Here is a 26,255-nt window from a genome sequence, read left to right as displayed (position 1 = left end):
CCTGTGTAATGGTATGTGTCGAGTGTAGGGCAATCTTAAATTGAAATTGGTGGCTAGTCACTTTCTTAATGCTGTTGATAAGCGGACCTTCCTCAGTGCGTGCGACTTTTGCGATGCGATGCGCAGTTTGCTGTGTTAAGAACAGGAAAATCCTGACCTTCTGGAGCATCGTAATGACCAATTTCCTCCATCTCGGCGATCTGCCGGGTGACCTTGACCTTGGTAAGGTTGTCGCCATTGACAGTGAAACCATGGGGCTTAACCCGCACCGCGACCGTTTATGCGTCGTGCAATTGTCCAGCGGGGATGGCAATGCCCATCTGGTCAAGTTTGATGGGGAAGATTACAGCGCGCCGAACCTAAAAAAGCTTCTGGCGGATGAAAGCGTTCTGAAGCTGTTTCACTTTGGGCGTTTCGACATTGCGGTGATGGACAAATATCTTGGTGTGCGTTGTGCACCGGTCTATTGCACCAAAATTGCCTCCAAGCTGATCCGCACCTATACCGACCGTCACGGTCTGAAAGACCTGTTGCGTGAATTGGTCGGGGTCGAGATTTCCAAACAGCAGCAAAGTTCTGATTGGGGCGCTGCTGAGCTTTCCAAAGAACAGATTGATTATGCAGCGTCGGACGTTTTGTACCTGCATAAAGCCAAAGAAGAGCTGGATCGTCGTTTGGCCCGCGAAGGTCGGACCGCACTTGCGCAGGCTTGTTTCGACTTCCTGCCGACACGTGCGACCTTGGATCTTGCCGGTTGGGACGAAACCGATATTTTTGCCCACTAGTTTTTGCCAGTCTTTTTTTGAACCTGTCTGATCTGGGCCAAAGACACCGGGTTAACGAACTGCAAAGGTGGGATGTGCAAGATAATTGACCCCCACCAATGCCGGGTTCATAGTTTTGGCAAATTGACCGATTATATGTGTCAATGCGCCTAACCGTCCTAGCAGGTGCGACGCGGCCCACGTTCGGGGCAGGAAACGCAAAAAGAAACAGATGACAGTGACCCAACACGCCAAGACCCAACAGTCCAATACCGAGAACAGCCATCAGACTTCCGGATATCGTGCTGCGCCGGCCTCAAAGGCCGATCTTGCGGTCGCGCGCCGGGTGCTTGAGATCGAAGCAACGGCTTTGCGCGAGTTGGCAGAATCGCTTGATGGGGCTTTTTGTGCGGCGATTGACCTGATTGAGGGGCTGAAAGGCCGTCTTGTGATCACGGGTATGGGCAAAAGCGGACATATCGCCAAGAAAATTGCGGCGACTTTTGCCTCTACCGGGACGCCATCATTCTTTGTGCATCCGGCCGAAGCAAGCCATGGCGACCTTGGCATGATTGGCAAGGATGACGGGGTTTTGGCCTTGTCCAATTCCGGTGAAACCCCCGAACTTTCCGATATTATCGCCTTTACCCGGCGCTTTAACGTGCCGTTGATTGGCATGACGCGCAAACCGCAAAGCTCGCTTGCCGCGCAAAGCGATTGCCCGCTGGTTCTGCCAGCCAGTCCGGAAGCCTGCCCGAACAAACAAGCCCCAACAACCTCGACCACGGCGATGCTTGCACTGGCGGATGCGTTGGCCGTGACCTTGATGGAGCGTCGCGGCTTTTCGGCCGAAGATTTTCGGACGTTCCACCCCGGTGGCAAGTTGGGTCAGCGATTGCTGCATGTTCGTGATGTTATGCATCCCGTCGAAAGCCTGCCGCTGATCGCCAAAGACGCGCTGATGTCAGAGGCGCTTGTCACCATGACCAGCCATTCGTTTGGCTGTGTTGGGGTGTTGGGTGATCAGGGCGAATTGGTTGGGATCGTTACCGATGGTGATTTGCGTCGCCATATGGCCGATGACTTGGTGGCGATGACGGTTGCCAATGTCATGACCGTCGGTCCGAAAGTAACCAGCGAAATGGCGCTGGCGGTTGAGGCCCTTGCGATTATGAATGATCGCAGCATCACCGCGTTGTTTGTTTTGGATGAGGCTGGTGTGCCGGTTGGCTTGGTTCATATCCATGATCTTTTGCGGTCGGGGGTTGCCTAAGCATGACCGAAGATCAGGCGAAACTGGATGAAAAAGCAGCGCGTGATGCACGCAGTCGCGATCGGATGCCGTCCGGGCGGCGCAATGTGTCTATCAGCCCGTTTCGTCGGATCATTGTACGGTCGTTGAAATTCGTTTTGCCGTTGATCGCCATGACGTTGATGGCGCTTGTGGTTTTGTGGCCCCAAATCGAAGAAGTGCAGGAAAGCGGTTTCCGCGTTGGATTTTCCACATCCCCAGAGGATTTGATGGAAAATGTCGCGATGTCCAATCCGCGCTTTTTCGGGGTTGATGGCAATCGTCAGCCTTTTACGGTTACCGCGCAGGAAGCCGTCGAAAGCAAGGCCGAGGACGGACATGACGATCATGTGTATCTTGATGCGCCCCAAGCGGACATGACGCTTAAGGATGGGTCGTGGATCGCGCTGACGGCCAATGAAGGGTTCTATACCGAAACCGACGGTTTGCTTGACTTGGTCGGGGCGGTGAATATGTATCACGATAACGGTTTCGAACTTCACACCCAGAAAGCCGAAGTCGAAATGAATGAAGGCAATGCCAGGGGATCGGTACCCGTCGATGGGCAGGGACCGTTTGGCACGATCAATTCGGATTCAGGCTTTGAGCTTGAAAACAAAGGCAAAGTGATCCGTTTTTTGGGGAATGCCAAAATGGTGATTTTCGATAGCGCATTGAAAGGGAAGTCATGATCGCAACGGCGCGTTTGGCCCGCACACAGGCAGCCGCAGGGCGCTTTTTGGCGACAGTTCTTTTGGGCAGTGCTCTTGTTGGGGCTGGGGCCTTGATGCAGACCGCGTTCGTGGGGGACGCCAATGCAAGCCCGCTTGGCTTGGCGCAAGGCAATGGCGGCGGGCTTGAGGTTGAGGCCGATAACGGCATCGAATGGCGCCGAAACGAGCAAGTCCTGATTGCGAACGGCAATGCGGTGGCCAAGCGCGGAACGTCTCGGATTGATGCCGATGAGCTGCGTGCGCTGTATCGCGACCGCGATGGCAATAGCGAGATTTACCGCATCGTTGCAACCGGCAATGTCACATTATCATCTGATACCGATGTCGCGACCGGCGATAAGGCGGTCTATGATATTGATAAGGCAGTTGTGGTTTTGACCGGGAATGATTTGAAATACAAAACCCCGAAAGAAACCCTGACGGCGCAAGAAAGCCTTGAATATTGGGAAACGGACCGCATTGCGGTGGCACGCGGTGATGCGGTTGCTGTTGCCGGCAATCGGACATTGCGCGGCGATACCCTGACCGCGCGGTTCGAGGCGGGCAAAGGTGGCACCAATGAATTGCGCCGCATTGACGGCGACGGCAATGTGACAATCCGCACCCCCACAGACTTTGTCGTTGGCAATCAAGGGGTTTATGATGCGAAAACAGGTATCGCTACCTTGATTGGATCGGTTAAGATCACGCGCGGGGAAAACCAGCTGAATGGTGATCGTGCGGTCGTTGACCTCAATACCGGGATCAGTCGTTTGACAACCAATGGCGATGGGGGCGGTAAAAGCCGTGTCCGGGGCCTTCTGATCCCAGAAAAAGATTAAAAAGACAGCCTGGCAGTCGCCGGGAAGGTAATTGAAGAAAGGTCGGTAATTTGTTCTGGTCGCGCAAAGGCGTAAAATCCGACACAGCAATCGGACAAGCGGCATCTTCTGTAGAAGGTGGACCGCGTCTGGTCACGGCGAATAAGGGACTGGTGGCGCACAATCTTGGCAAAAGTTTCAAGAAGCGCCCGGTTCTTAAAGATGTGTCGATGTCGGTGCAGCGTGGTGAAGCAGTTGGTCTTTTGGGGCCAAACGGTGCAGGCAAGACGACCAGTTTTTACATCATTACCGGTTTGATCGGATCTGATCGCGGGACCATATCGCTTGATGGGCGCGACATTACATCAATGCCGATGTATCAACGCGCGCGCCTTGGGATTGGCTATTTGCCCCAGGAAGCGTCGATTTTCCGCGGCATGACGGTTGAGCAAAATATCATGTCCGTGCTTGAGGTGGTCGAAGATGACCGCATCAAACGCGAACAGAACCTTGAAGACCTTTTGGCGGAATTTGCCATCGAGCATTTGCGCCGCACGCCAGCACTTGCGCTTTCGGGTGGCGAACGCCGCCGTTGCGAGATTGCGCGCGCCTTGGCAGCCCATCCGAACTTTGTTCTGCTTGACGAACCATTGGCCGGGATTGACCCGATTGCCGTGGGCGATATCCGTGATCTTGTGCGGCATCTGAAAGATCGTGGCATTGGGGTCTTGATTACTGACCACAATGTGCGCGAGACTCTCGACATCATTGACCGGGCATATATCTTGCATGATGGCCGGGTTTTGATGGAAGGTGGTCCCGACGAAATCGTTAGAAATGATGACGTTCGAAGGGTTTATCTGGGCGATCGTTTCAGCCTTTGACCATTTCTTGGGGAGAATCGGATTGACACGGGGTAGTGCATAAATGGCCCTGAAGGCGCGGCTTGATCTTCGCCAGTCTCAGTCTCTTGTCATGACGCCGCAATTGCAGCAGGCGATTAAGCTGTTGCAATTCAACAATATTGAACTTTCCAACTTCATTGACAGTGAGCTGCTGGAAAATCCGCTGCTAGAGCGTGCGGACCCGGGGCAAACATATGCCGAAGCCGGGGACGGCGCAGTGGGCAATGGCGATGAAGGCCTTGATCAGCGTACCAGCGATAATTTTACCGACCGCGATGACCAGTTTGGCACAGACCGCCTGACCGCCAGTGAAACCATGGGGGCGGGGGATAGTCCGCTGGACGTTGCCAGCGATGCGCTGTATGACGGCGAAGGCGAAATTTCGCAAAATGGCGCACCCTTGCCCGGCAACCACGACTATTCCGAGTCCTATAGTGGCGGGGCTTCGGGTGGTGGCGGTGGTTCGGGTTCTGCTGGGCCTGGTGGGGATGAACTGCCCAGTCTTGAACAGACGCTGGCCGACGAAGCAACCCTGCGCCAATCCCTTGATGATCAGCTGAATATTGCCTTTGCCGATGCCCGGTCACGGATGATTGGCAGCTATCTGATCGATATGCTTGATGAGAATGGCTATATCAGCGGGGCGCTGGACGAGGTTTCTTCGTCGCTTGAATGCGAATTGTCAGATGTGAAGCAGGTCCTGTCGGTCATGCAGGGGTTTGATCCGGTCGGGATCTTTGCCCGCGATCTGGCCGAATGTCTTGAACTGCAATTGCGCGATTTAAACCGGTTTGATCCGGCGATGGCCGCCTTGTTGGCCAATTTGGAATTGCTGGCCAAGCGCGAATTTGATCGGTTGCGCCGGATTTGTGGTGTTGATGCCGACGATTTGCACGACATGATTGCCGAGATCAAAACACTTGATCCGCGCCCGGGTCGGACAGCCGATGGCGAGGTCGCAACCCCGGTGATCCCAGATGTTTTGATGCGCGCGGCGGGCAACGGCAATTGGCATTTGGAACTGAATACCGACGCACTTCCACGCGTTTTGGTGAACGAAGAATATGTCGCGGAAATCGGATCAGGTTTGCGTGACCGCGAAGAACGCAGCTTTATGACGGAAAAGCTGCAAACCGCGAATTGGCTGGTCAAGGCGCTGCATCAGCGTGCGACCACCATCATGAAGGTCTCAACCGAGATTGTCCGCCAGCAGGACGGGTTCTTTACCCATGGGGTATCGCATTTGCGGCCCTTGATCCTGCGTGACATCGCCGAAGCCATCGGGATGCACGAAAGTACGGTTTCGCGTGTGACCAATGGTAAATTCATGTCCACGCCGCGCGGCATGTTTGAGCTGAAATACTTCTTTACCACGGCAATTTCATCGTCGGTCGGGGGGGATTCATATTCTTCTGAATCTGTCCGTCATCGGATTAAGTCATTGATTGATATGGAAGATCCGAAAAAGATTTTGTCAGATGATAAGCTGGTTGAGCTGCTGCAAAAGGAAGGGATCGACATTGCACGGCGAACGGTGGCAAAATACCGTGAAGCAATGCGCATTTCTTCTTCGGTGCAGCGCCGCCGCGAAAAGAAGTCACGTGCTCAATAGCAATTTTTTTACCCCAATAAAGCGCCCTAAGGTGCTGTAATATAAGGTAGAATACCCATATCTTGACTTGGCAATGACGAGGGAATATGGTGCGGCCTCCTGACTGAGGGGCCCCAAGCATCCATATGTACTGGGAAGTCACTCAAAGAGGGATAGGCGATCCATGCAAATTACGGTTATCGGTAAGCAACTTGACGTTGGTGATGCTCTTCGCGAGCACGTCGTCGAGACGTTGGACCCTGCGGTAGAGAAATATTTCGATCATGCGATCGAAGCCACGGTGACACTCACCAAACAGGCGCATCTCTATCACACGCAAATTTCGGTCCATGTCGGTAAGGGCATGTTGGTACAGGCCAAGGCATCGGCGGATGAAATTTATCCTGCCTTTGACTCGGCTTGTGACAAGGTGGCCAAGCAGTTGCGGCGCTACAAACGGCGCTTGCGTGATCATCACGCCAACCGGGACCAACATGAGCAGGCACGCCTTGATGCGGTCCACTATGTGATCGCGCAAGAAGACGATGATCATTCGGATGACAATCATGTAAATGGCTACGAACCAGTGATTGTTGCCGAGACGCCCGATCGTATTGATACGCTTTCCGTTGGGGAAGCTGTCATGCGGCTCGATTTGGGGGACATTCCGGCACTTATGTTCCGGAATGGCAAACATGGCGGATTGAATGTTGTGTACCGTCGCACCGACGGAAATATCGGTTGGCTTGATCCATCTGATAAAGATGCCGGTGCAGCGTGACGGACACAGATTCTGAGCCAAACAACGCAACGCGAAAAATGGACATATCATCTATTCTTACCCCGTCCGGGGTCATTCCGGCACTGCGGTCCGGTGCGAAAAAAGCTGTGCTTGAGGAACTTGCCGAAAAAGCAGCCGAAGTTACCGGACGCGACGCAAGCGAGATTTTTTCTGTCCTGCTTGATCGTGAAAAGCTTGGCAGCACAGGTGTTGGCGGCGGTGTCGCAATTCCGCATGGCAAGCTGAATGACCTTGATCGACTGTATATGGTTTTTGCCCGTGCTCAGAACCCGATTGAGTTCGACGCGGTGGATGAACATCCGGTCGATTTGTTCTGCATGTTGATTGCGCCCGAAGAAGCTGGTGCCGATCATCTGAAAGCGCTGGCACGCATTTCGCGCCTGCTGCGTAATCAGGGCATGTGTGACAAACTGCGCGGCGCAGGTTCCGCCGATGCGATCTATGCTTTGCTGACACAGGACGAAGCCGAACAGGCCGCCTGAAAGGGTCAGTAAGCGTCGGGTAGCCCCCGTAAGATCAGACACAGATATAAAAGCGCAGAATTTGAAAAACCGGACGCCCGTTTAAGGCGTCCGGTTTTGTTTTAGGCTTAAGCGGTAAGTGCATGTTCCAACTGGTGGGAATGCGTTGACGTAAGCTGTGCTGCCCGTCGGTATGATCGCAGTGAGGCGCACGAACCCGGCTGACTAGGCATCTGCGTCAGCGGATTTCGGCGATGGGTTTTCGACATCGGTCAAGCGTGCAGCCAACACCACAAGATAAAGTACGGGAATGCCAATCAGGGCGGTTCCGATAAAGAACCAGCTATATCCAACCGCATCGACCGCGGTGCCCGAGAACCCGGCAAGGATTTTGGGAAACAGGGTCATGATCGAACTGAAGATCGCGTATTGCATTGCCGTGAAGGAAATATTGGTCAGTCCCGACAGATAAGCAATGAAGGCCGCGGTTGCCAAACCACCCGAAAGGTTATCGGCCATGATCACCACGGCAAACATGACGGTGTTGGCGCCAAGATGGGCCATGATCGCAAACAGGATGTTGGTAATCGCCGATAACAGCGCGCCAAGAAACAAGATGCGGACAACCCCAAACCGTACCGACAGAACCCCACCCATGAAACTGCCGGTGATGGTCATGAACAGACCAAAGGTTTTTGAGACCGCGGCGATTTCTTCCTTGGAAAATCCAAGGTCGGTGTAAAACACATTTGCCATGACACCCATGACAATGTCGGCAATGCGATAAACCCCAATTAGGGTTAAGACAATGATCGCAGCCTTGCCATAACGGTCGATAAAGTCCTTTACGGGGGAGATATAGGTTTCACGCACCATGCCTGTCGGGGTCAAGCCAAACCGGGTTGTCAGCCATGCGACCCCAATGGCGATGGCAATTGAAATGGCCAGTTTCAGCGCGCCTGCGATAAAGCTGGCCAGTTCGGAAATCATACCTGCGTTCCGCAGGATCTTTTTAAGCGGGTCGGTCAGATCACCGACATAAAGATTGGCGACGATAAAGGCGATGACGGTGACGGCAAACATTGCCAGAAAGCGCGCATAGTCCGACGTTTTATGGAAATACTTGCTGTCGGTGCGGTTAACTTCGGGTTCGCGGATCAAAAGGGTGGTGATCACCCCAACCCCCATCGCAAGCGCCATGCAGGCATAGGCCATCGTCCAGGCATAGGGTTGGTAGGTGCCCTCGGCCTCAAACAGCCCGGCAATGGTCAGTGCGCCGGCACCAGCAACGATCATGCCGATGCGATAGCCTGCGATATAGGCCGAACTCATCATCGCCTGAAGGTCGGTATCCGCGGCCTCAATGCGATAGGCATCAATCACAATATCCTGGGTGGCAGATGCAAAGCCAAGCGCAACAGCGGCAAACGCCATCATGGTCAGGTTTTGCGACGGATCGGTTAGCCCCATCCAAAGAATGGCACCAATGATGCAGCTTTGCGCAACGATCAGCCAGCTGCGCCGACGTCCCAGCAGGCCGTGCAAGACCGGAAAGGGTAGCCGGTCAATCAGCGGCGCCCAGACGAATTTGAACGAATAGCCAAGGGCGGCCCAGCTAAAATAGGTCACGGTGGAGCGATCCACGCCCGCTTCGCGCAGCCAAATCGACAGGGTCGAGAAAATCAAAAGAATGGGAATGCCTGCAGACAGGCCCATAAACAGCATAGTGATCACACGTGGATGGATGAAGGCGGCAAATGCCTCGCTCCAGCTTCTTTTTTCGGCGCTCTGCATCACTTTTCCCTGTTCGAGGACCCTGTGCCGACAAGGTAGGCGATAACTGGTTAAGGAAAGCCGAAATCGTGCTTTGGTGCAGGATTAAGATTGCTGTCGGGTGTGGGGCAATTTGTGCGGATTGGTGGGCGGGTTCGGGCTGACGCATCGGTCGTTAACGTCTTGGGCTTAAACGCAAAAAAGGCCGATCCAAATGGACCGGCCTTTTTTAATTCGAAATCGAAACAATTAGACAGTTTCGGATTCTGATTTACGGCTTTCGCGTTTGCGCACGTTCGGATCAAGGTGCAGCTTACGGATACGAATGCTTGAAGGCGTTACTTCGACCAGCTCGTCGTTCTGGATGTAGGCAAGGGCCTCTTCCAGGGACATGCGGCGCGGCGGGGTCAGGGTGATTGCGTCATCCTTGCCCGATGCACGAACGTTGGTCAGTTTTTTACCTTTGAGGATGTTAACCTCAAGATCGTTGCTGCGGTTATGTTCGCCAATGACCATGCCTTCGTAAACGCGGTCACCCGGGTTAATGAACATCGAACCACGATCTTCAAGACCCCAAAGCGCATAGGCGACAGCATCGCCCTGATCGTTTGAAATCAGAACGCCGTTACGACGACCAGCAATCGCACCTTTGACCGGGCCATAAGAATGGAACACACGGTTCATAACGCCGGTACCACGGGTATCGGTCAGGAATTCACCGTGATAGCCGATCAGGCCACGCGACGGCGCGTGGAAGATGATACGGGTCTTGCCACCACCGGAAGACCGCATGTCGGTCATTTCGGCTTTACGCAGGCTCATTTTCTCAACAACGGCACCCGCAAACTCTTCGTCAACGTCGACCTGAACTTCTTCGAACGGCTCAGACATGACGCCGTCGATTTCCTGGATCAGAACGCGCGGACGCGAGATCGAAAGCTCGTAACCTTCGCGGCGCATGGTTTCGATCAAAACGCCCAGCTGAAGTTCGCCACGACCGGCAACTTCAAATGCGTCTTTATCGGCGGTTTCACCGATTTTAATCGCGATGTTGCCTTCGGCTTCGCGCTCAAGACGGGCACGGATCATACGCGAGGTAACTTTGTCACCTTCTTGACCTGCGAGCGGCGAGTTGTTGACCGAGAAGGTCATTGCAAGCGTCGGCGGATCGATCGGCTGGCTTGAAATCGCAGCGGTGATTTCGGTCGAGCAGATGGTGTCGGCAACGGTTGCGTTGGTCAGGCCAGCAATCGCGATGATGTCACCAGCTTCTGCTTCTTCCTGTGGGACACGGTCGAGACCGCGGAAGCCCATCAGTTTCGACAGACGGCCGGTTTCAACCGTGCCATCGCCACGCAGAACTTTAACCGGCATGTTGAGTTTCGCACGGCCCTGCGCGACACGACCGGTCAGGATACGACCAAGGAAGTTATCTGCATGCAGCATGGTCGCAATCATTGCGAACGGTGCGTCAACGTCGGCTTTTGGTGCCGGGACGTAGTCCAAAATCAGATCCATCAGCGGGGTCAGATTTTCTTTCGGACCTTCTGGGGCAAGGGCTGCCCAGCCATCACGACCCGATGCATAAAGGGTCGGGAAGTCGAGCTGTTCTTCGCTTGCTTCAAGCGATACGAACAGATCGAAGATTTCGTCGAGAACTTCCTCGGCGCGTTCGTCAGGACGGTCAATTTTGTTGATGATGACGATTGGCTTCAGACCGAGTTTCAGGGCTTTACCCAAAACGAATTTGGTCTGTGGCATCGGGCCTTCGGCCGAGTCAACCAACAGAACAACACCGTCAACCATGGACAGGATACGTTCAACTTCGCCGCCGAAATCGGCGTGGCCCGGGGTATCAACGATGTTGATACGGGTTTCGCCCCACTGAATAGCGGTCGGCTTTGCCATAATGGTAATGCCGCGTTCGCGTTCGAGATCGTTGCTGTCCATTGCGCGTTCATCAACGCGCTGGTTGTCACGATAGACGCCAGACTGACGGAACATCGCATCGACGAGGGTGGTTTTGCCATGGTCAACGTGAGCGATGATGGCGATATTGCGCAAGTTCATTGGCGCGGACTCCAGAATAAAAATGCCGCGCGCCGGGATGTATCCCTTGCGCATCGGTCAGTAAAAGTTTCAAGGCCAGTAGATATTCAGCCGCCACAAGACCGGGTCTATTCGGTCGGCAAGGTCAAACCCGCGCGATATGCGCAGTACTGCACGTGCTGAATGTTTACTGGCCCAATGACAAATTGCAGGTTGGCTCGAAGTTGCCCTGTCATAGCCAATGTGGAGGCGAATGACCAGCCTCGTGCACGCCATGCGGGGTTGATTTTTCTGCAATCCGGGGTGTTTGCGCTAAAGTTTGTATAAAGTCAATGCTTGTGTGCAGTGCAAAGCCCGGTAAGCCGCGCTATTTTTCCAAGCAAAACAGGACGACAATCAAATATTGCCGTCCTGTTAAATCTTTTCAGACCTGCCTTGGAGGATCAGAAATCAGACCCAAGGTGGGATTAGATTGCCTTTACGGCCAGTTCTTTGAGGTCGGCAACCGGGCGTGCGCCCATGTGCGAGATCACTTCGCCTGCGCAAATCGCACCAAGCTGACCACATGTCGCAAGGTCATGACCCTGTGTGTAGCCATACAAGAAGCCAGATGCGAACAAATCGCCGGCACCTGTGGTATCGACCACGCGGGCGACTGGCTCGGCGCTGATTTCATATAGTTCCGAATCCGAAACGATCACGGCACCTTTTTCACTGCGGGTAAGGGCCGCGACCTTGCAGTGCTTGCGCACTTCGGCAAGGGCTTCTTCAAAGGTTTCGACTTCATAGAGCGACTTGATTTCGTCTTCGTTGGCGAACAACACGTCGATATGATTGTGGACCAGATCGCGGAACGATTCGCGGTGACGATCCACACAGAAAGAGTCTGACAGGCTAATCGAGACCTGACGGCCAGCGTCATGGGCAACTTTGGCGGCCTTTACAAAGGCTTCCTTGGCTTCTGGGCGATCCCACAGATAGCCTTCCAAATAGGTCAGCTTTGCCGATTTGATCAGATCTTCGTCGATATCGTCCGGACCCAGTTCCGTGCAGGCACCCAAGAACGTGTTCATGGTGCGGTGGCCATCCGGGGTCACAAAAATCAGGCAGCGTGCGGTTGGGGAGCCTTCGGTGGCCGGGGTGGAGTTAAACTGCACGCCAATCGCGCGAATGTCGTGGCTAAAGACCTGACCGAGCTGGTCATCACGGATTTTACCGATATAGGCCCCTTTGCCGCCAAGGGCAGCGATGCCAGCCATGGTGTTGCCCGCAGAACCGCCAGACATTTCAATACCAGGTCCCATTTGCTCATAGAGACTGTCGGCCGCATCTGCGTCGATCAGGGTCATGGCGTTTTTAACCAGGTTCAACCGTTCCAGGTCTTCTTCCTTGCAATTGGCAAGGACATCAACAATGGCGTTTCCGATACCGACGACGTCGACTTTGGTGTCGTGCATGTAAGTTATTCCTGCGATTTTTTCGGTTTAGGATGTGGGATTAACGGCAGACCTGTCAAAGCCTGCTGCCCGATGGGCCGATACGATAAACGGTCGAACCGGACGTCTTTATATATAGGGGTCGTTTGCGCGTTGGCGGGAGTATAGGGATTGCAATTATTGGTGCAAGTGTTGCGACCGTTTCGTGCCCGTTCGTTTAACCTCTCGTTAAGCGATCAAAAAACTACATACGAAGTTTTTTCTATTCGTTTCGATGTCAGATTCTCAAGCAGCCGGTTCAAACATCCATCAATCCGGAAAATTAATTCATTCTGGCCAAGCATGTGGAATCAGAAGTCCCAGAAAACTGCCGATTTTCGAAAATTAGGGGCCTGTTATGGACAAGTGGGGCCGCTGGCCACGTTTGGTGGTGATTTTGGGTCAAAAACACGCAAATAAATCATTTTTACTGATTTTGATGTCGATTTAGGCCGGTGTTCGGATTTCTTGAAACAACGGACAAACTGGTTTGTCTTGAAATAGAGATATTAAGTTAGGTGTATATTTGGCAGTATAGAGTTAATTATATAACCCAAAATGCTTAATTTAGCGATTTTGGCACAATATGCCTACCTGCGACAGCAACCCAAACTTTTCGGGCCAAAAGGCGATCGGACAGCGGATATCAGAGTGATTTGGGGGGTGGTTTGCCGGGACTAAATCGGAAAAAGCGGGATTGGTGCATTGTCCTCAGGCGCGTGGTTCGCCCCATCATGAGGGTCTGCGGCAATGGTTTTTGCTTTGGCAGGGGCGACATCATCCGCACTATCGGCAAGGCCAAGCCGATCGCGTAATTCTTCGATGACGGCTTCTATTCTGGTGCGATGAAGCGGGTCTTTGCACAGGCCAACAAACTGTTCAAAGGCACCAAGTGCCTTGTGGTCCTGATCAAGGCGGGCATAAAGCGCGCCAAGCTGATGCCAAAGGCCTTCATGGTCCGGCGCAATCAAAAGACTATGTTCGATAATACGGGTCGCATAGGCCAGTTCACCGGCGCGAAGGGCGCGAACCTTTAGGTTGTTTTGTAATCGTAATAAAATAGCATTATCGGAAGATTCCCGATAATGGCGCGGTTCAAGCTCCGCATCGAGGCCGCTAAACGACTTTAACAATTCGCGCAGCTCGGCCGGGCGCAGCGTAATGCATCCATGGAACGGATCAATCATGCGGCGTTGACCATTGACCTGAACGCGCAGCAGGAAGTGCCCGGGGAAATCAATGCCGGTGATGGCAATGTCGCAGCGCCGTGCAACATGGATATAAAGCATCGCCAAGGCGACCGGCAGGCCGCGCTTGCGATCCATGACCTTCATCAGGTCGGCATTTTCCATATCGTCATAGTTTTCCGCATCCCCCTGAAAGCCATTTTTGCCCGGGATGACAGATTGCAGCGTGGATACGACATCATCGATTGTGGCCTCTGCCAGCATATCGGCGATGCTCATCGTTTCATGATCGTTCGTATTATTTGAAATGTCGCTGTCATCTGAACCGCGCGCAAGCCGATGGGCCAGTTCGTCATGGACTTGTTCAGCCAAGGCATCAAGCCGCGTCATATATGGTGCAATATCGCGCGCGCTGTCTGGATCGTTCAGACGCGCAAAGCGCAATGCCGCTTCTGCTGGCGTGGCGTCAGGCTTTTGGCCGTTGCCATAATCGACAAGCCATCGGCGATCCGGGTCGGTCGGGTCAATGATGTTGCGCATATTGGTAATGGGATCAGGTTCCTTGCCGGGTTGCATCATTTTTCAGGCGAATATGGCTGACCACGCGTCTGACATAGCTGGTTTCGCGGGCATGTGCGATGACCCGCTTTCGCTCGGCGTCATCTTGGGCAATGCCCATCAGATGTACCGTCCCCTTTACGGTCTCGATGCTGTAATTGATCGCAAAAACATCGGTATCGAACATCAGGGCGGCTTTCAGCCGGGTGGTGATCAAAAGATCACTGGCACTATCCATAAAGGATGTGCCTTCGCCAACATCGATTTCATTCAGCACACGCTTTACGCCATCAACCTGCCAGGTCAGCTTAACCGCTTCAAGCTCGTCTTGATAGGTTTTGACTTCACCTGCCAGTAGAACTTCGCCTTCGACAACTTCAATTTCGATATTGAGGAACAGCTTTTCGTCTTTTGCCAGAAACTTTTGCCAAATCTCAGCCGTGATGGCGGTGTCGCTGACAGCACCTTGGAACCCGCGTTCCTGAAAGGCGGCCACACCCGCGGTTGCGGCCCCGCCAACCGCCATTGATGTGCATCCCGATAACGGAACAAGGCAAATCAAAGCAATGAGGGCGATCCTGCGGTGGCATGGTTCTGCGAAAAGATGATGCCAGGCGCTCTGTATGAACTGCCAAAAAGCGGCAGAAAATGACGTCATTATTTTGATGTCTCGTCCCAATTCCCCAAATCTTGATGCCGATTATGACCGCATGGGGTTAAGGAGTTTTAAAATCGCGGTGGTTTTATCCCGAAATTGCTATTTTATTTCCAACGGTCGAAATTCACCGATCGTCTTGCCGGGTCAGCGAAAGCCACCGACCGGGTGTGACACCATATGTCTGCCGGAAATGACGGTTCAGATGGCTTTGATCAGAAAACCCGGTGTCCGCAGCAACCCCGGCCAACGGTTGCCCCAAAACCATCAGGGCGCGGGCCTTTTGCAGGCGACGCATAATCAGGTAGCGATACGGCGTTGTGCCAAAACGGGCGCGAAAATGACGGATCAGGCGATAACGATCCATGCCTGCTACCTGTTCAAGTTCATCTGACTGCACCGGCCGATCAAAATGCGCGGCAAGAAATTCACGCACCTGATCCATACGTTGTGCGGCATTGAAACGCGGTTGTTTCAGCGGTGCCTTTGCATGTTGTGACAGGCGCTGGGCGATGTCGCTTATGAATTGATCACACAACAGTGGATCCACATCGCGATCGAGTTCGCCCAAAACAGATGCCAGTGTCGACCAAAGGATCGGGTCATGGATGACCGGATCGCCGATGAAGGGAAGGGATGCGTGATCATGATCAAGGCCTCGCCGCAAAAGGGCCGGTTCAAGATAAAGCATGCGATATTGCAGCCCGTCATCTGTTCCCGCACCGCCATCATGAAGTTCATCAGGATGCAGGATGATGACATTGCCCGGATTGCTGGCGCGATATTCACCGCGATAATTAAATGTCTGAACCCCGTGCATGGTGATGCCCAGCGCATAGGTATCGTGCCGGTGCGGGGCAAACATATTGCCAAAAAACTGCGCTTCCATCCGTTCGATCCCCGGTGTTGGCGGGGCCGAAATGAATCTTTCGTGCTTTTTGCACAAACGTTCAATACCGGGGTCGGTTTCCTGTTCTATTGCTTTTGTCATCACCTGATACCCGAACCGGATGGAGAAAACATATGTTTGATACCAAGGTCGCGCTGGTTTTGCGCAATGATCTTCAGGGGTGGCAGTCCCTTAATGTGACGGCCTTTTTGATGAGCGGCATCGTTGCGCAGACCCCCGATATTATCGGTGAGCCTTATGTCGACGCGAAGAATAATATGTACAATCGGCTGTCACGCCAACCAGCAATCGTTTTAGCGGCCGATGCCGCGACCATGGAAAAAATCCATCAACGCACCCTAAACCGTGGGATTTGTGTATCGGCCTATATCGAAGAAATGTTCGAGACCGGCCATGATGCCGCCAATCGCGAGGTTTTCGCCAAACTTGCCCCGGATGATGCCAAATTTGTCGGGATTGGCATCCATGCCGAAAAACGCATTGTCGATAAAATTACCAAAGGTGCAAAAATGCATCCCTGATCAGGATTTGGCCTGCCACGCATTTTCGAAATGCCAGATGCGGCCAAATTGGCCAACCGCCATCAGATCAAGCCGCAAGTCCCCATCATGTCCGGTTTTTGCGGCATAGGCGTGAAGGGCGCGCGCAATGCGCTGTTGCTGTTGCGGGCGGATCGCCAAAAGCGCGTCATCAAGGCGGGCACGGTTTTTTACCTCAATCGCCGCCATCATCTTTCCGCGTTTGGCGATGATATCAATTTCGCCAACCCGACTTTGATGGCGGCATTCAAGAATGCGGTATCCCTTTAACCGCAGCCAAACCGTGCACAGCCATTCCGCCCGACGCCCGGCCTTTTCGGCCTGTTTGCGTTTTGCCTTGGCATCGGGTGTTTGTTGGCGCGATGAGGGGGCCATGGCTTAGTCGCCTGTAGGTTTGGCAAGCTCCAACGCACGGTTATAAAGGTCGCGTTTTTTAAGTCCGGTTTCCTTGGCAAGGATATCGGCGGCGTCCTTGGTGCGGTGGGTTTGAATAAGCTCTGACAGGCGGGCGTCGATGTCTTCGGGGCTTGGTTCATTACCAGATTCATCGGCCGGGCCAACAATGACAACGATTTCGCCCTTGGGTGCACCTTGTTCGTCGTAATGGGCGGCCAATTCATCCAATGTGCCGTTGCGGACTTCTTCAAACATCTTGGTCAATTCGCGCGCGACGGCGGCGTCGCGTGATCCGCCCAGCATTTCGGCCATATCGGCCAAGCTGGCCGCAAGGCGTTTGGGGCTTTCAAGGAAAATCAGGCTGCCGGGAATCGGTGCGAACCGCGCCAGTTCCTTTTTGCGCGCCATGGTTTTGGGCGGCAAAAAGCCCGCATAAAAGAAATGATCGCTGGGCAAACCCGACAGGATCAAAGCCACAATCGGGGACGCCGCGCCGGGGGCAGCGGTGACGTTATATCCCTCGGCTTTGCAATCTTGGACAAGTTTATAGCCCGGATCATTGATCAACGGGGTGCCGGCATCGGAAATCAGGGCAAGTCCCTGACCCTTGGAAAGACGGTCCATAATTTCCGGGCGCATCTTGGCGGCGTTATGTTCGTGATAGGCGATGCGTTTGGTTTTTACGCCATACCGCGACAGCAATTTTCCCGATGTTCGGGTGTCTTCGCACAAAATAATATCGGCCCGTTTGAGCATATCGAGTGCTCTGAACGTAATATCGCCCAAATTTCCGATTGGAGTAGCAACAAGATAAAGACCAGATGAAAGTGGTAAAAGGCTTTCATCGTGTTTACTTGATCGGTCGCCCGCATTAACCTGCGTGCGAAACGAGTTATCGGGAGGTGAGAGTGGATTCTCCGAAACGTCATCCGGGGCAAAATCAGGCGCCGCGTTTTCAGGCGTTAAAGAATTTTGGTCGGGATTCGGCTTTGTGCCGTGTCGTGTGCCGGACGGCATCTGTGTTTGTCCTCTCTATAGGGCTTGCCGCATGTAGTTCGACCACGAGTATCACGGACATCTTTGGCATGCAACGAGACGGGGCGCCGGTGGAAACCGCCAATGGCCCCAATGCAGATGCAACACGTGCGCCAGATCAGGGATTGATCCCGGATGCCAATCCGTGGACGAACGATGCTGCCTTGCCCGAAGGGGTCGGCGAAGAAATTCCGACACTTTTCAACGATGCAGCCGCGTCGTCGGAAAAACGTGTCGCGTTGTTGCTGCCGCTGTCGGGGCAGAATGCCGCCCTTGGCCGCGCGATGCGCCATGCGGCTGAATTGGCAATGTTTGATATTGCCGCAGATGATTTCATCTTGATGCCGGTTGATACCGAAGGCACCTATCAAGGTGGTCAGAATGCTGCGCGCAAGGCAATTGATGCCGGTGCCAAAATGATTTTGGGTCCGCTGTTTTCCGAATCGGTTAGCGGTGCCAGCGAAATCGCAAAAGCGGCCAATGTGCCGGTGGTGTCATTTTCCAATAACCGCCGCGTTGCGGAAAACGGGGTGTGGGTTAATGGCCTGATCCCCGAAGATCAGATCGCGCGTGCCGTTGGTTATGCCACCAGCCAGGGCAAGTATCGTTTTGCAGCATTGTTGCCGCAAAATGATTATGGTCGCCAGATTTCAGCATCCTTAGACAGCATTGTCTCGCGCGTTGGGGGCACGATGGGTCGGGTTGCATTTTATCAGCCCGGGTCTGAAAATTTGCAGCAAACCATTAAAAGCTTTGCCCGATATAATTCCGGCCCGGACAGTGGTTTTGATGCGCTGATCTTGCCAACAACGGGTGGCGATTTGCGTCAGGTGTCCGCAATGTTGGCGTATTACGACGTTGATTCATCAGTCGTGCAGTTTATCGGCACATTTGGCTGGAATGACCCGGCACTGTTTTCCGAACCGGCATTGAAGGGCGGTATCTATGCGGCCCCGAACCCGGGCAATTGGGAATCATTTGCCAACCGGTTTGAGCGCACCTTTGGCAGCCAGCCGCCACGCATTGCAAGCATTGCCTATGACAGTGCCGCATTGGCGGCGTTGCTGTCGCGCGATGGCAAAGAAATATCCGAAGCAGCTTTGACCAACTCAACCGGTTTTGTTGGGGTTGATGGTGTGTTCCGACTGACCCAAGATGGTCGTTCAGAACGGGGTTATGCCATCATGAAAGTGGCACCGGGCGGGGCAAAAGAAGTCGCCCCGGCACCTGAAAGCTTTGATCAGGTTTTCTGATGCACGGATAATATAAAGACATCGCCCGGATCGACATCCGGGCTGATGGTCGGTTTCAAAACGCCTGCCGGGTTATGCCTCGGTGGGCGTTTTGTCTTTGAAGTTGCACAGATCATTGACAATGCAGTCGCCGCAACGTGGTTTGCGCGCCTTGCAGATGTAACGTCCGTGCAGGATCAGCCAATGATGGGCATGGTTCATAAAGCGGGTCGGGACCTTTTTCATCAGACCCTTTTCGACGGCGAGAACCGTTTTGCCATTGGCCATGCCGGTGCGATTGCCGACGCGGAAAATATGGGTGTCGACCGCCATGGTGTGTTCACCCCATGCGATGTTGCGCACCACATTGGCGGTTTTACGCCCGACACCAGGAAGTTCTTCGAGGGCGTCTTGGTCGTTGGGGACGATGCCATTGTGCTTTTCGACCAGAATTTTGGCCGCTGCCATCACGTTCTTGGCCTTGCCGCGATAGAGACCGATGGTTTTGATGTGACTGATCAGGGCCTCTTCGCCGAGATCAAGCATGTCTTGCGGGGTTGCGACGATTTCAAACAGCTTTTTGGTCGCCTTATTGACCCCGATATCGGTTGCCTGTGCCGATAGGGCCACGGCGACCAGCAATGTATAGGGATTGGTGTAATCCAATTCGCCCTGGGGTTCGGGATCGGCATCGGACATACGCTGGAAAAATTCTTCGATTGCGGCTTTGCTCATCGGGCGGGCCATGCGGGAAACTCTTTCTTGGTGCCGCATTTTGCGGTCGATTGTGGAATGGCGTTTTGGTTTTATGTCGGTTGCGTGATCCGATTTCCTGATCTGTTATTATATAAACGTGCAGGGTCAAAAAATCGAATTCTGATTGCAGTCGGGCCATTGCCCGGCGCAAAATTGCGAGCCGGAATTATTAAGAGCGCAATTGGCGCGCCCAAGAGGCCGGATAAAACGACCATCAAGAACAACGCGATGAGGGGGATTGATCGTGCCCGCCGTACCACGCAGTTCAAAACCGATATTTAGCATTGCGCTCAGACCGCCTCGGTCGCTGTCCCGCCGTGGGGCACGCAATGTCGTGTTTTTACTTGCGGCGACGACGACGATGATCAGTGTGATCTTTTGGTCGGTTGGGGCATGGCCGGTTATCGGGTTTTTGGGAATTGATGTGATTTTTCTGGCCCTTGCGTTTCATTTTAGTTTTCGGTCCGCCCGCCAAGAAGAACGGATCGACCTTCATCCGGGGAATTTGCGGGTCACACGCATTCCTGTGCGGGGCACGCGCCAGTACTTTGATTTTCAGCCTTATTGGCTGCGCGTTGTGTTGGAACGCGGCGAGGACGAGACATGCAGTCTTTTTTTACAAACGCATGGAAAAAGTCTGGAAATAGCGGGTTTTCTGGGCCCCGATGATAAGGCCGATTTGGCCGCCGAGCTTGAGGCGGTTTTGCGTAAAACCCGTTGTAATCCGGGGCCGCCACCCGTTTCATCCCTGTGATTTGCCGGGATTTGCAGGTTTTGCAACCCGGTCATGACGGATTTTAAAAGGCGGTTTGCAGGGGTTTAAAACCGGCGTTATGCGCCAAATTGGCGTTCCAGAACGGGTGAAATTGCCCGTCATTGGTGAAAAAACACGGTTTAAATGCCAAAAACACGCAAGATTCCCTGTTTTGACCGCTTGCGACTTCGTGGTGACTTTCATATATAGGTGCGCGGGGTAACGAAGAGCCCCCAGAAAAAATACGTGTATTACAACCATTGGTCCCAGGAGGTCCTGCGCGGCGCTTCAAAGCGAAGGCTGCGGGACGGACCGGCCGCTAAAAGAGGAACTTACTATGGGCAAAATTATTGGTATTGACCTTGGCACCACCAACTCCTGTGTTGCAGTCATGGACGGCAAAGAAGGCCGCGTGATTGAAAACAGTGAAGGTGCCCGTACCACGCCGTCGATGGTTGCTTTCACCGATGACGGTGAACGCCTTGTCGGTCAGCCTGCAAAACGTCAGGCCGTTACCAACCCGGAAAACACCCTGTTTGCGATCAAACGTCTGATCGGCCGTCGTTACAGCGACGCAGAAGTCGAAAAAGATAAAGATCTTGTCCCGTACAAAATCATCTCGGGCGAGAACGGCGACGCATGGGTTGAAGTCAATGGCGAGAAAATGGCACCGAGCCAGATCGCAGCCATGGTGCTTCAGAAAATGAAGGAAACCGCAGAAGGCCATCTTGGCGAGCCGGTGACCGAAGCCGTGATTACCGTTCCGGCATATTTCAACGATTCGCAGCGTCAGGCGACCAAAGATGCCGGTAAAATTGCCGGTCTTGACGTGAAGCGTATCATCAACGAGCCGACCGCCGCTGCTTTGGCGTATGGCCTTGATAAAAAAGAAGCTGGCACCGTTGTCGTTTATGACCTTGGTGGTGGTACCTTTGACGTGTCGGTTCTTGAAATCGGCGATGGCGTTTTCGAAGTTAAATCAACCAACGGCGATACCTTCCTTGGTGGTGAAGACTTCGATAAACAGATCATCGATTATCTTGCTGACGAGTTCAAAAAAGAACAGCAGATCGACCTTCGTAAAGACCGTCTGGCCCTGCAGCGTCTGAAAGAAGCCGCTGAGAAAGCCAAGATCGAGCTTTCCTCGTCGATGCAGACCGACGTCAACCTGCCGTTCATCACCGCAGACGCATCGGGTCCGAAACACTTGAACATCAAGCTGTCGCGCGCGAAGCTTGAAGGTCTTGTTGGCGATCTGATCGAACGCACCATGACCCCGTGTAAAGCCGCATTGAAAGATGCCGGTGTCACCGCGGGCGAAATCGACGACGTGATTCTGGTCGGCGGTATGACCCGTATGCCGAAGGTTCAGGAACGCGTTAAAGAGTTCTTTGGCCGTGAGCCACACAAAGGTGTGAACCCGGACGAAGTTGTTGCTCTTGGTGCGGCCATTCAGGGCGGTGTCTTGCAGGGTGACGTTAAAGACGTCCTGCTGCTTGATGTGACCCCGCTGTCGCTGGGTATTGAGACCCTTGGTGGTGTCTTCACCCGTTTGATCGACCGTAACACCACGATCCCGACCCGTAAGTCGCAGACTTTCTCGACCGCTGAAGACAATCAGACGGCCGTGACCATCCGCGTCTTCCAGGGCGAACGTGAAATGGCTGCCGATAACAAGATGCTTGGCCAGTTTGATCTGGTTGGTATCCCGCCGGCACCGCGCGGTGTTCCGCAGATTGAAGTGACCTTTGACATTGATGCCAACGGTATCGTCAACGTGTCCGCCAAAGATAAGGCGACCAACAAAGAACAGCAGATCCGCATTCAGGCATCTGGTGGTCTTGGCGATGACGAAATCGAAAAAATGGTTAAGGACGCCGAAAGCAATGCCGAAGCTGATAAACAGCGTAAGGCACTTGTCGAAGCCCGTAACCAGGCCGAAGCCGTTATTCACGCGACCGAGAAAAACCTGACCGATCATGGCGACAAGGTTGACGATTCAACCAAGTCGGAAATCGAAAACGCCCTTTCAGCTTTGAAAGAAGCCAAGGACGGTGAAGATGCCGAAGCCATCACCGCGAAGGTTAATGAACTTCAGCAGGCTGCAATGAAACTTGGCGAAGCCATGTATCAGGCACAGCAGGAAGAAGGCGGTGAAGAAGGCGAATCTGCGGATGCAGGTGCGTCGGCACAGGCCGATGATGGTGTTGTTGATGCAGACTTTGAAGAAGTCGACGACACCAAAAAAGACAAATAAGACGACCGCAGAGGTCGTCTTGAACGACGCCCTGTAAAGAAAAATCGGGCCGTTCCGGACGCAAAGATTGCTGGGACGGCCCGACCGTATTTCGGAGTTACAGATGGCGAAAGAAGATTACTATGAGCTGTTAGGCGTCAGCAAAGACGCCAGCGCGGCCGAGCTCAAAAGCGCCTATCGCAAACAGGCCATGAAATACCACCCGGATAAAAATCCGGGCGATACTGCCGCAGAAGTGAAATTCAAGCAGGTCAACGAAGCTTACGAAATCCTCAAGGATCAAGAGAAGCGCGCGGCCTATGATCGTTTTGGTCATGCAGCCTTTGAACAGGGCGGTCCCGGTGGGGGCGGCTTTGGTGGTGGTGGCTTTGGCGGCGGCGGTTTCGGCGGTGGCGGCTTTGCCGATGTCTTTGACGAAATCTTTGGCGCCATGGGCGGCGGTGGCCGTCGTGGTGGCGGTGGATCGTCGCGTGGTGCTGATTTGCGCTACAACATGGCGATCACGCTTGAAGAAGCCTTTGAAGGCAAGAAAGCCGAGATCACCATTCCGGGTTCTGTCTCATGCGAAGAATGTGATGGCACAGGGGCCGAAGCGGGATCACAGCCGGTAACCTGTCCGACCTGTAATGGTCACGGTAAGGTCCGCGCCCAGCAGGGTTTCTTTACCATTGAACGCACCTGCCCAAGCTGTCATGGCAAAGGCAAGATCATTAAGAACCCGTGCAAAGCTTGTCACGGTGTTGGTCGCGTTGAAAAGGAAAAGACCCTTCAGGTCACTATCCCGCAAGGGGTTGAGGACGGCACCCGCATTCGCCTTTCGAGCGAAGGGGAAGCCGGAACCAACGGTGCACCGGCGGGTGATTTGTATATTTTCCTTGATATACAGCCGCATCGCTTCTTCCAGCGCGAAGGGGCAAACCTGTATTGCCGGATTCCGATCCCGATGGGCAAAGCGGCCCTTGGCGGCACCATCGAGGTGCCAACAATTGAAGGCACGCGCACGCGGATCAACATTCCGGCTGGAACCCAGTCGGGTCAACAGTTGCGCCTGCGGGGCAAAGGTATGACCATCCTGCGGTCGCAAGCCCGTGGCGATATGTTTGTGGAAGTTAGCGTCGAAACCCCGGTCAATCTGACCGATCGCCAGAAAGAGCTTCTGGAGGAATTCGACGAGATTTCGCGCGAAGAAGGGTCCAGCCCCGAAAGCGAAGGGTTCTTTTCCAAGATGAAAGAAATCTGGAAAGACCTGACCGACTAGGCTGATGGCTTTTACGCAATGCAATCTGAAAACACCCCGTTACGTTTACCGTGGCGGGGTGTTTTTTTATCGAGATATCGGTGCAGGTGGCGCCGGATGGGCTTTGATGAAGTCGATAAAGGTCCGAAGCGGGGTCGGCACCAGCCGACGACCGGGATAATACAATTTGGGCCCCGGAAATGTGAGCCACCAGTCTGTCAGCAACGGGACAAGTTTGCCGCTGTCAAAATAGGGCTGAAGCCAGTCTTCGAACAAAAAGACGATGCCGGTTCCCGCACATGCGGCATCCACCACAAGGTCGGTTCCCCCGCCAAGACGGACGAGCAACGGACCGGTCGGGTTTATTTCCAGATACTCATCGCCGCGTTCAAATTCCCAAGAGTGCATCGCACCACTGGCAAATTTTCCACGCAGGCAAGCATGCTCCAAAAGGTCGCGGGGATGTTCGGGGACGCCATGCTTTTCCAGATATTCCGGGGATGCGGCGGTGGCAAACCGTTGTGTGCGCTGTCCAATTGGCACTGCGATCATGTCGAGTTCGAGACTTTCGTCATAACGAATCCCGGCATCACATCCTTCGGCCAATACATCGACAAAGCTTTCCTCGGCAATGACCTCAACCCGAATGTCAGGATAGGTGGCCAGAAAGGCCGGAAGAATATGGGGCAAAACAAGACGGGCGGCCGCGGTCGGCACGTTTAGTTTCAGCGTGCCTGCCGGGCGGTCCCGGTAACTGTTCACGACATCAAGGGCCAGTTCCATTTCATCAAGGGCAGGGGACAACCGTTTTAAAAGCCCTTCGCCCGCCTCGGTCAGGGACACACTGCGTGTGCTGCGGTTAAACAACCGAACGCCAATTTGGGATTCAAGCCGCCGGATTTGATCGCTGAGGCGCGATGCGCTTCCGCCACTAAGGCGGGCACCTTCGCGAAAACCGCCTGCGCGGGCAACGGTGATAAAGGCGGTGATGGTCGTCAGATCAAGCTTCATTGTTTCATTTTCCGTACAGCTTGTATCAATTGTAGCGAATTGTCGATCAAATGAGGAGGGACTAACTTTGGGGCAGTCGAAAATATTCTGACATCCAAGGAGTTTTCCATGTCCACCATTCAACACGCCGGAACGGCCTCGATCGGGGATTTGACTGTATACCGCATGGGCTATGGGGCAATGCAGCTTGCCGGGCCTGGTGTCTTTGGCCCGCCAAAAGATCGCGACGAAGCAATCGCAGTTTTACGTGCGGCGGTTGAAGCCGGGGTCAATCACATCGATACCAGTGATTTTTATGGTCCGCATATTACCAATCAGCTGATCAAGGAAGCGCTTCATCCATATTCGGATGATTTGGTGATTGTGACCAAGATCTCGGCAAAGCGCGATGACGAGGGCGCATGGTTGCCGGCCATGTCGCCGGATGAATTGACGGCCGCCGTGCATGATAATCTGCGCAATTTGGGCGTTGATGCGATTGATGTTGTGAATTTCCGTTCGATGCATGGCCTGCACGGCCCGGCAGAAGGATCAATCGAAGAACAATTGACGGTACTTGCCGAGTTGCAGCGCAAGGGATTGATCAAACACATCGGTCTTTCAAATGTCACACCGACCCAGATTGCCGAGGGGCGCAAGATTTGTGACATTGTCTGTGTCCAGAATCAGTACAACCTTGCGCAACGCGATGATGATGGGCTGATTGACGAACTGGCGGCGGATGGTATTCCCTTTGTGCCGTTCTTCCCGTTGGGGGGCTTTTCGCCCCTACAGTCAGAAACCTTGTCCGACGTTGCCAAACGTCTTGAAGCATCGCCGATGCAGGTTGCCCTTGCGTGGTTGCTTCAGCGGTCGCCCAATATCTTGCTTATTCCGGGAACCTCGTCGCGCGATCATTTGTCACAGAACCTTGCGGCGGCGGAACTGGAATTGCCAGCCGATGCAATTGCCGAGCTTGATGGCATAGCAGGTCAGGCGCAAGCAACGACGTGATACCGTCTCGCGGGTTTTGCGCATTTCCGGTGATTTCATCGTGTGGCTGCATGTGCTAAAGCAGTCACACGTTTGAAATTACTTGCCGGA

At 53.7% G+C, this 26,255-nt stretch carries 24 protein-coding genes; 14 read left to right on the top strand and 10 right to left on the bottom strand.

Going from position 1 to position 26,255, the window contains the following annotated elements:
• Window positions 1-173: 173 nt before the first annotated feature.
• The 8 genes from HCZ99_RS03700 (at window position 174) to ptsN (ending at window position 7,369) form a co-directional block, all read left to right on the top strand.
• Entirely contained in the window at window positions 174-785 is a 612-nt protein-coding gene (locus tag HCZ99_RS03700; RefSeq protein WP_167445490.1) for a ribonuclease D, read from the top strand.
• 211 nt (window positions 786-996) lie between these two features.
• Entirely contained in the window at window positions 997-2,037 is a 1,041-nt protein-coding gene (locus HCZ99_RS03695) for a KpsF/GutQ family sugar-phosphate isomerase (protein ID WP_167445489.1), read from the top strand.
• 2 nt (window positions 2,038-2,039) lie between these two features.
• The gene (lptC, locus tag HCZ99_RS03690; RefSeq protein ID WP_167445488.1) at window positions 2,040-2,747 is read left to right on the top strand and encodes an LPS export ABC transporter periplasmic protein LptC; all 708 of its coding nucleotides are present in this window, start codon (window positions 2,040-2,042) and stop codon (window positions 2,745-2,747) included.
• On the top strand, window positions 2,744-3,610 hold the full coding sequence (locus HCZ99_RS03685) for an LptA/OstA family protein (RefSeq protein ID WP_167445487.1): 867 nt from the start codon (window positions 2,744-2,746) through the stop codon (window positions 3,608-3,610). Before lptC ends, HCZ99_RS03685 begins: the two co-directional genes overlap by 4 nt.
• 50 nt (window positions 3,611-3,660) lie before the next feature.
• Entirely contained in the window at window positions 3,661-4,473 is an 813-nt protein-coding gene (gene lptB / locus HCZ99_RS03680) for an LPS export ABC transporter ATP-binding protein (RefSeq protein WP_175581376.1), read from the top strand.
• 43 nt (window positions 4,474-4,516) lie between these two features.
• The gene (rpoN, locus tag HCZ99_RS03675) at window positions 4,517-6,106 is read left to right on the top strand and encodes an RNA polymerase factor sigma-54 (protein ID WP_167445486.1); all 1,590 of its coding nucleotides are present in this window, start codon (window positions 4,517-4,519) and stop codon (window positions 6,104-6,106) included.
• 163 nt (window positions 6,107-6,269) lie between these two features.
• Window positions 6,270-6,866 carry a ribosome hibernation-promoting factor, HPF/YfiA family gene (gene hpf / locus HCZ99_RS03670; protein ID WP_167445485.1) on the top strand — a complete coding sequence of 199 codons (597 nt, stop codon included), beginning with the start codon at window positions 6,270-6,272 and terminating at the stop codon, window positions 6,864-6,866.
• A gap of 38 nt (window positions 6,867-6,904) precedes the next feature.
• On the top strand, window positions 6,905-7,369 hold the full coding sequence (ptsN, locus tag HCZ99_RS03665) for a PTS IIA-like nitrogen regulatory protein PtsN (protein WP_028791622.1): 465 nt from the start codon (window positions 6,905-6,907) through the stop codon (window positions 7,367-7,369).
• Window positions 7,370-7,573: 204 nt separating this feature from the next.
• Here the strand turns inward: ptsN and HCZ99_RS03660 are convergent, their stop codons facing one another.
• The 6 genes from HCZ99_RS03660 to HCZ99_RS03635 form a co-directional block, all read right to left on the bottom strand.
• Window positions 7,574-9,142, bottom strand: coding sequence for an AmpG family muropeptide MFS transporter (locus tag HCZ99_RS03660; RefSeq protein ID WP_167445484.1), 1,569 nt, complete (start codon window positions 9,140-9,142; stop codon window positions 7,574-7,576).
• Window positions 9,143-9,370: 228 nt separating this feature from the next.
• The gene (typA, locus tag HCZ99_RS03655; RefSeq protein ID WP_167445483.1) at window positions 9,371-11,191 is read right to left on the bottom strand and encodes a translational GTPase TypA; all 1,821 of its coding nucleotides are present in this window, start codon (window positions 11,189-11,191) and stop codon (window positions 9,371-9,373) included.
• A gap of 446 nt (window positions 11,192-11,637) precedes the next feature.
• The gene (locus HCZ99_RS03650) at window positions 11,638-12,627 is read right to left on the bottom strand and encodes an adenosine kinase (protein ID WP_167445482.1); all 990 of its coding nucleotides are present in this window, start codon (window positions 12,625-12,627) and stop codon (window positions 11,638-11,640) included.
• A 695-nt stretch (window positions 12,628-13,322) separates the two neighbouring features.
• Entirely contained in the window at window positions 13,323-14,408 is a 1,086-nt protein-coding gene (locus HCZ99_RS03645) for a SirB1 family protein (RefSeq protein ID WP_254869414.1), read from the bottom strand.
• Window positions 14,386-14,916 (bottom strand): BON domain-containing protein, encoded by a 531-nt coding sequence (locus HCZ99_RS03640; protein ID WP_254869413.1) that lies wholly within the window; start codon window positions 14,914-14,916, stop codon window positions 14,386-14,388. The genes HCZ99_RS03645 and HCZ99_RS03640 overlap by 23 nt, the downstream gene beginning before the upstream one ends.
• Window positions 14,917-15,172: 256 nt before the next feature.
• On the bottom strand, window positions 15,173-16,036 hold the full coding sequence (locus HCZ99_RS03635; RefSeq protein WP_167445480.1) for a helix-turn-helix domain-containing protein: 864 nt from the start codon (window positions 16,034-16,036) through the stop codon (window positions 15,173-15,175).
• 32 nt (window positions 16,037-16,068) lie between these two features.
• Here HCZ99_RS03635 and HCZ99_RS03630 point away from each other — a divergent pair, with 32 nt between their 5' ends.
• On the top strand, window positions 16,069-16,476 hold the full coding sequence (locus HCZ99_RS03630; RefSeq protein ID WP_167445479.1) for a DUF2000 family protein: 408 nt from the start codon (window positions 16,069-16,071) through the stop codon (window positions 16,474-16,476).
• Here HCZ99_RS03630 and HCZ99_RS03625 read toward each other — a convergent pair whose 3' ends face one another.
• Together HCZ99_RS03625 and rsmI are read right to left on the bottom strand one after the other, a co-directional pair.
• Window positions 16,477-16,869 (bottom strand): YraN family protein, encoded by a 393-nt coding sequence (locus HCZ99_RS03625; RefSeq protein ID WP_167445478.1) that lies wholly within the window; start codon window positions 16,867-16,869, stop codon window positions 16,477-16,479.
• Window positions 16,870-16,872: 3 nt separating this feature from the next.
• Complete coding sequence (rsmI, locus tag HCZ99_RS03620; RefSeq protein ID WP_167445477.1) at window positions 16,873-17,907, bottom strand: 16S rRNA (cytidine(1402)-2'-O)-methyltransferase; 1,035 nt, start codon at window positions 17,905-17,907, stop codon at window positions 16,873-16,875.
• A gap of 68 nt (window positions 17,908-17,975) precedes the next feature.
• Between rsmI and HCZ99_RS03615 the strand changes: the two genes are divergently transcribed.
• Window positions 17,976-19,178 carry a penicillin-binding protein activator gene (locus HCZ99_RS03615; protein WP_167445476.1) on the top strand — a complete coding sequence of 401 codons (1,203 nt, stop codon included), beginning with the start codon at window positions 17,976-17,978 and terminating at the stop codon, window positions 19,176-19,178.
• A gap of 72 nt (window positions 19,179-19,250) precedes the next feature.
• Here HCZ99_RS03615 and nth read toward each other — a convergent pair whose 3' ends face one another.
• The gene (nth, locus tag HCZ99_RS03610) at window positions 19,251-19,892 is read right to left on the bottom strand and encodes an endonuclease III (protein ID WP_167445963.1); all 642 of its coding nucleotides are present in this window, start codon (window positions 19,890-19,892) and stop codon (window positions 19,251-19,253) included.
• 265 nt (window positions 19,893-20,157) lie between these two features.
• Here nth and HCZ99_RS03605 point away from each other — a divergent pair, with 265 nt between their 5' ends.
• The 3 genes from HCZ99_RS03605 to dnaJ all read left to right on the top strand — a co-directional run bounded on the left by HCZ99_RS03605 (window position 20,158) and on the right by dnaJ (window position 24,182).
• Complete coding sequence (locus tag HCZ99_RS03605; protein ID WP_167445475.1) at window positions 20,158-20,667, top strand: DUF2244 domain-containing protein; 510 nt, start codon at window positions 20,158-20,160, stop codon at window positions 20,665-20,667.
• A gap of 337 nt (window positions 20,668-21,004) precedes the next feature.
• Entirely contained in the window at window positions 21,005-22,924 is a 1,920-nt protein-coding gene (gene dnaK / locus HCZ99_RS03600) for a molecular chaperone DnaK (protein WP_167445474.1), read from the top strand.
• 103 nt (window positions 22,925-23,027) lie between these two features.
• Window positions 23,028-24,182 carry a molecular chaperone DnaJ gene (dnaJ, locus tag HCZ99_RS03595; RefSeq protein WP_167445473.1) on the top strand — a complete coding sequence of 385 codons (1,155 nt, stop codon included), beginning with the start codon at window positions 23,028-23,030 and terminating at the stop codon, window positions 24,180-24,182.
• Between the two features lie 66 nt (window positions 24,183-24,248).
• Here the strand turns inward: dnaJ and HCZ99_RS03590 are convergent, their stop codons facing one another.
• A complete protein-coding gene (locus HCZ99_RS03590; RefSeq protein ID WP_167445472.1) occupies window positions 24,249-25,172 on the bottom strand; it encodes a LysR family transcriptional regulator in 924 nt (307 codons plus the stop codon).
• Window positions 25,173-25,280: 108 nt separating this feature from the next.
• Between HCZ99_RS03590 and HCZ99_RS03585 the strand changes: the two genes are divergently transcribed.
• Window positions 25,281-26,165 (top strand): aldo/keto reductase family oxidoreductase, encoded by an 885-nt coding sequence (locus HCZ99_RS03585; protein WP_167445471.1) that lies wholly within the window; start codon window positions 25,281-25,283, stop codon window positions 26,163-26,165.
• Window positions 26,166-26,255 lie beyond the last annotated feature (90 nt).

Source organism: Thalassospira lucentensis, from assembly GCF_011806425.1.
In the GTDB taxonomy this organism is placed as follows: Bacteria; Pseudomonadota; Alphaproteobacteria; order Rhodospirillales; family Thalassospiraceae; genus Thalassospira; species Thalassospira lucentensis_B.
This window is presented reverse-complemented; position numbering and strand designations above follow the sequence as displayed.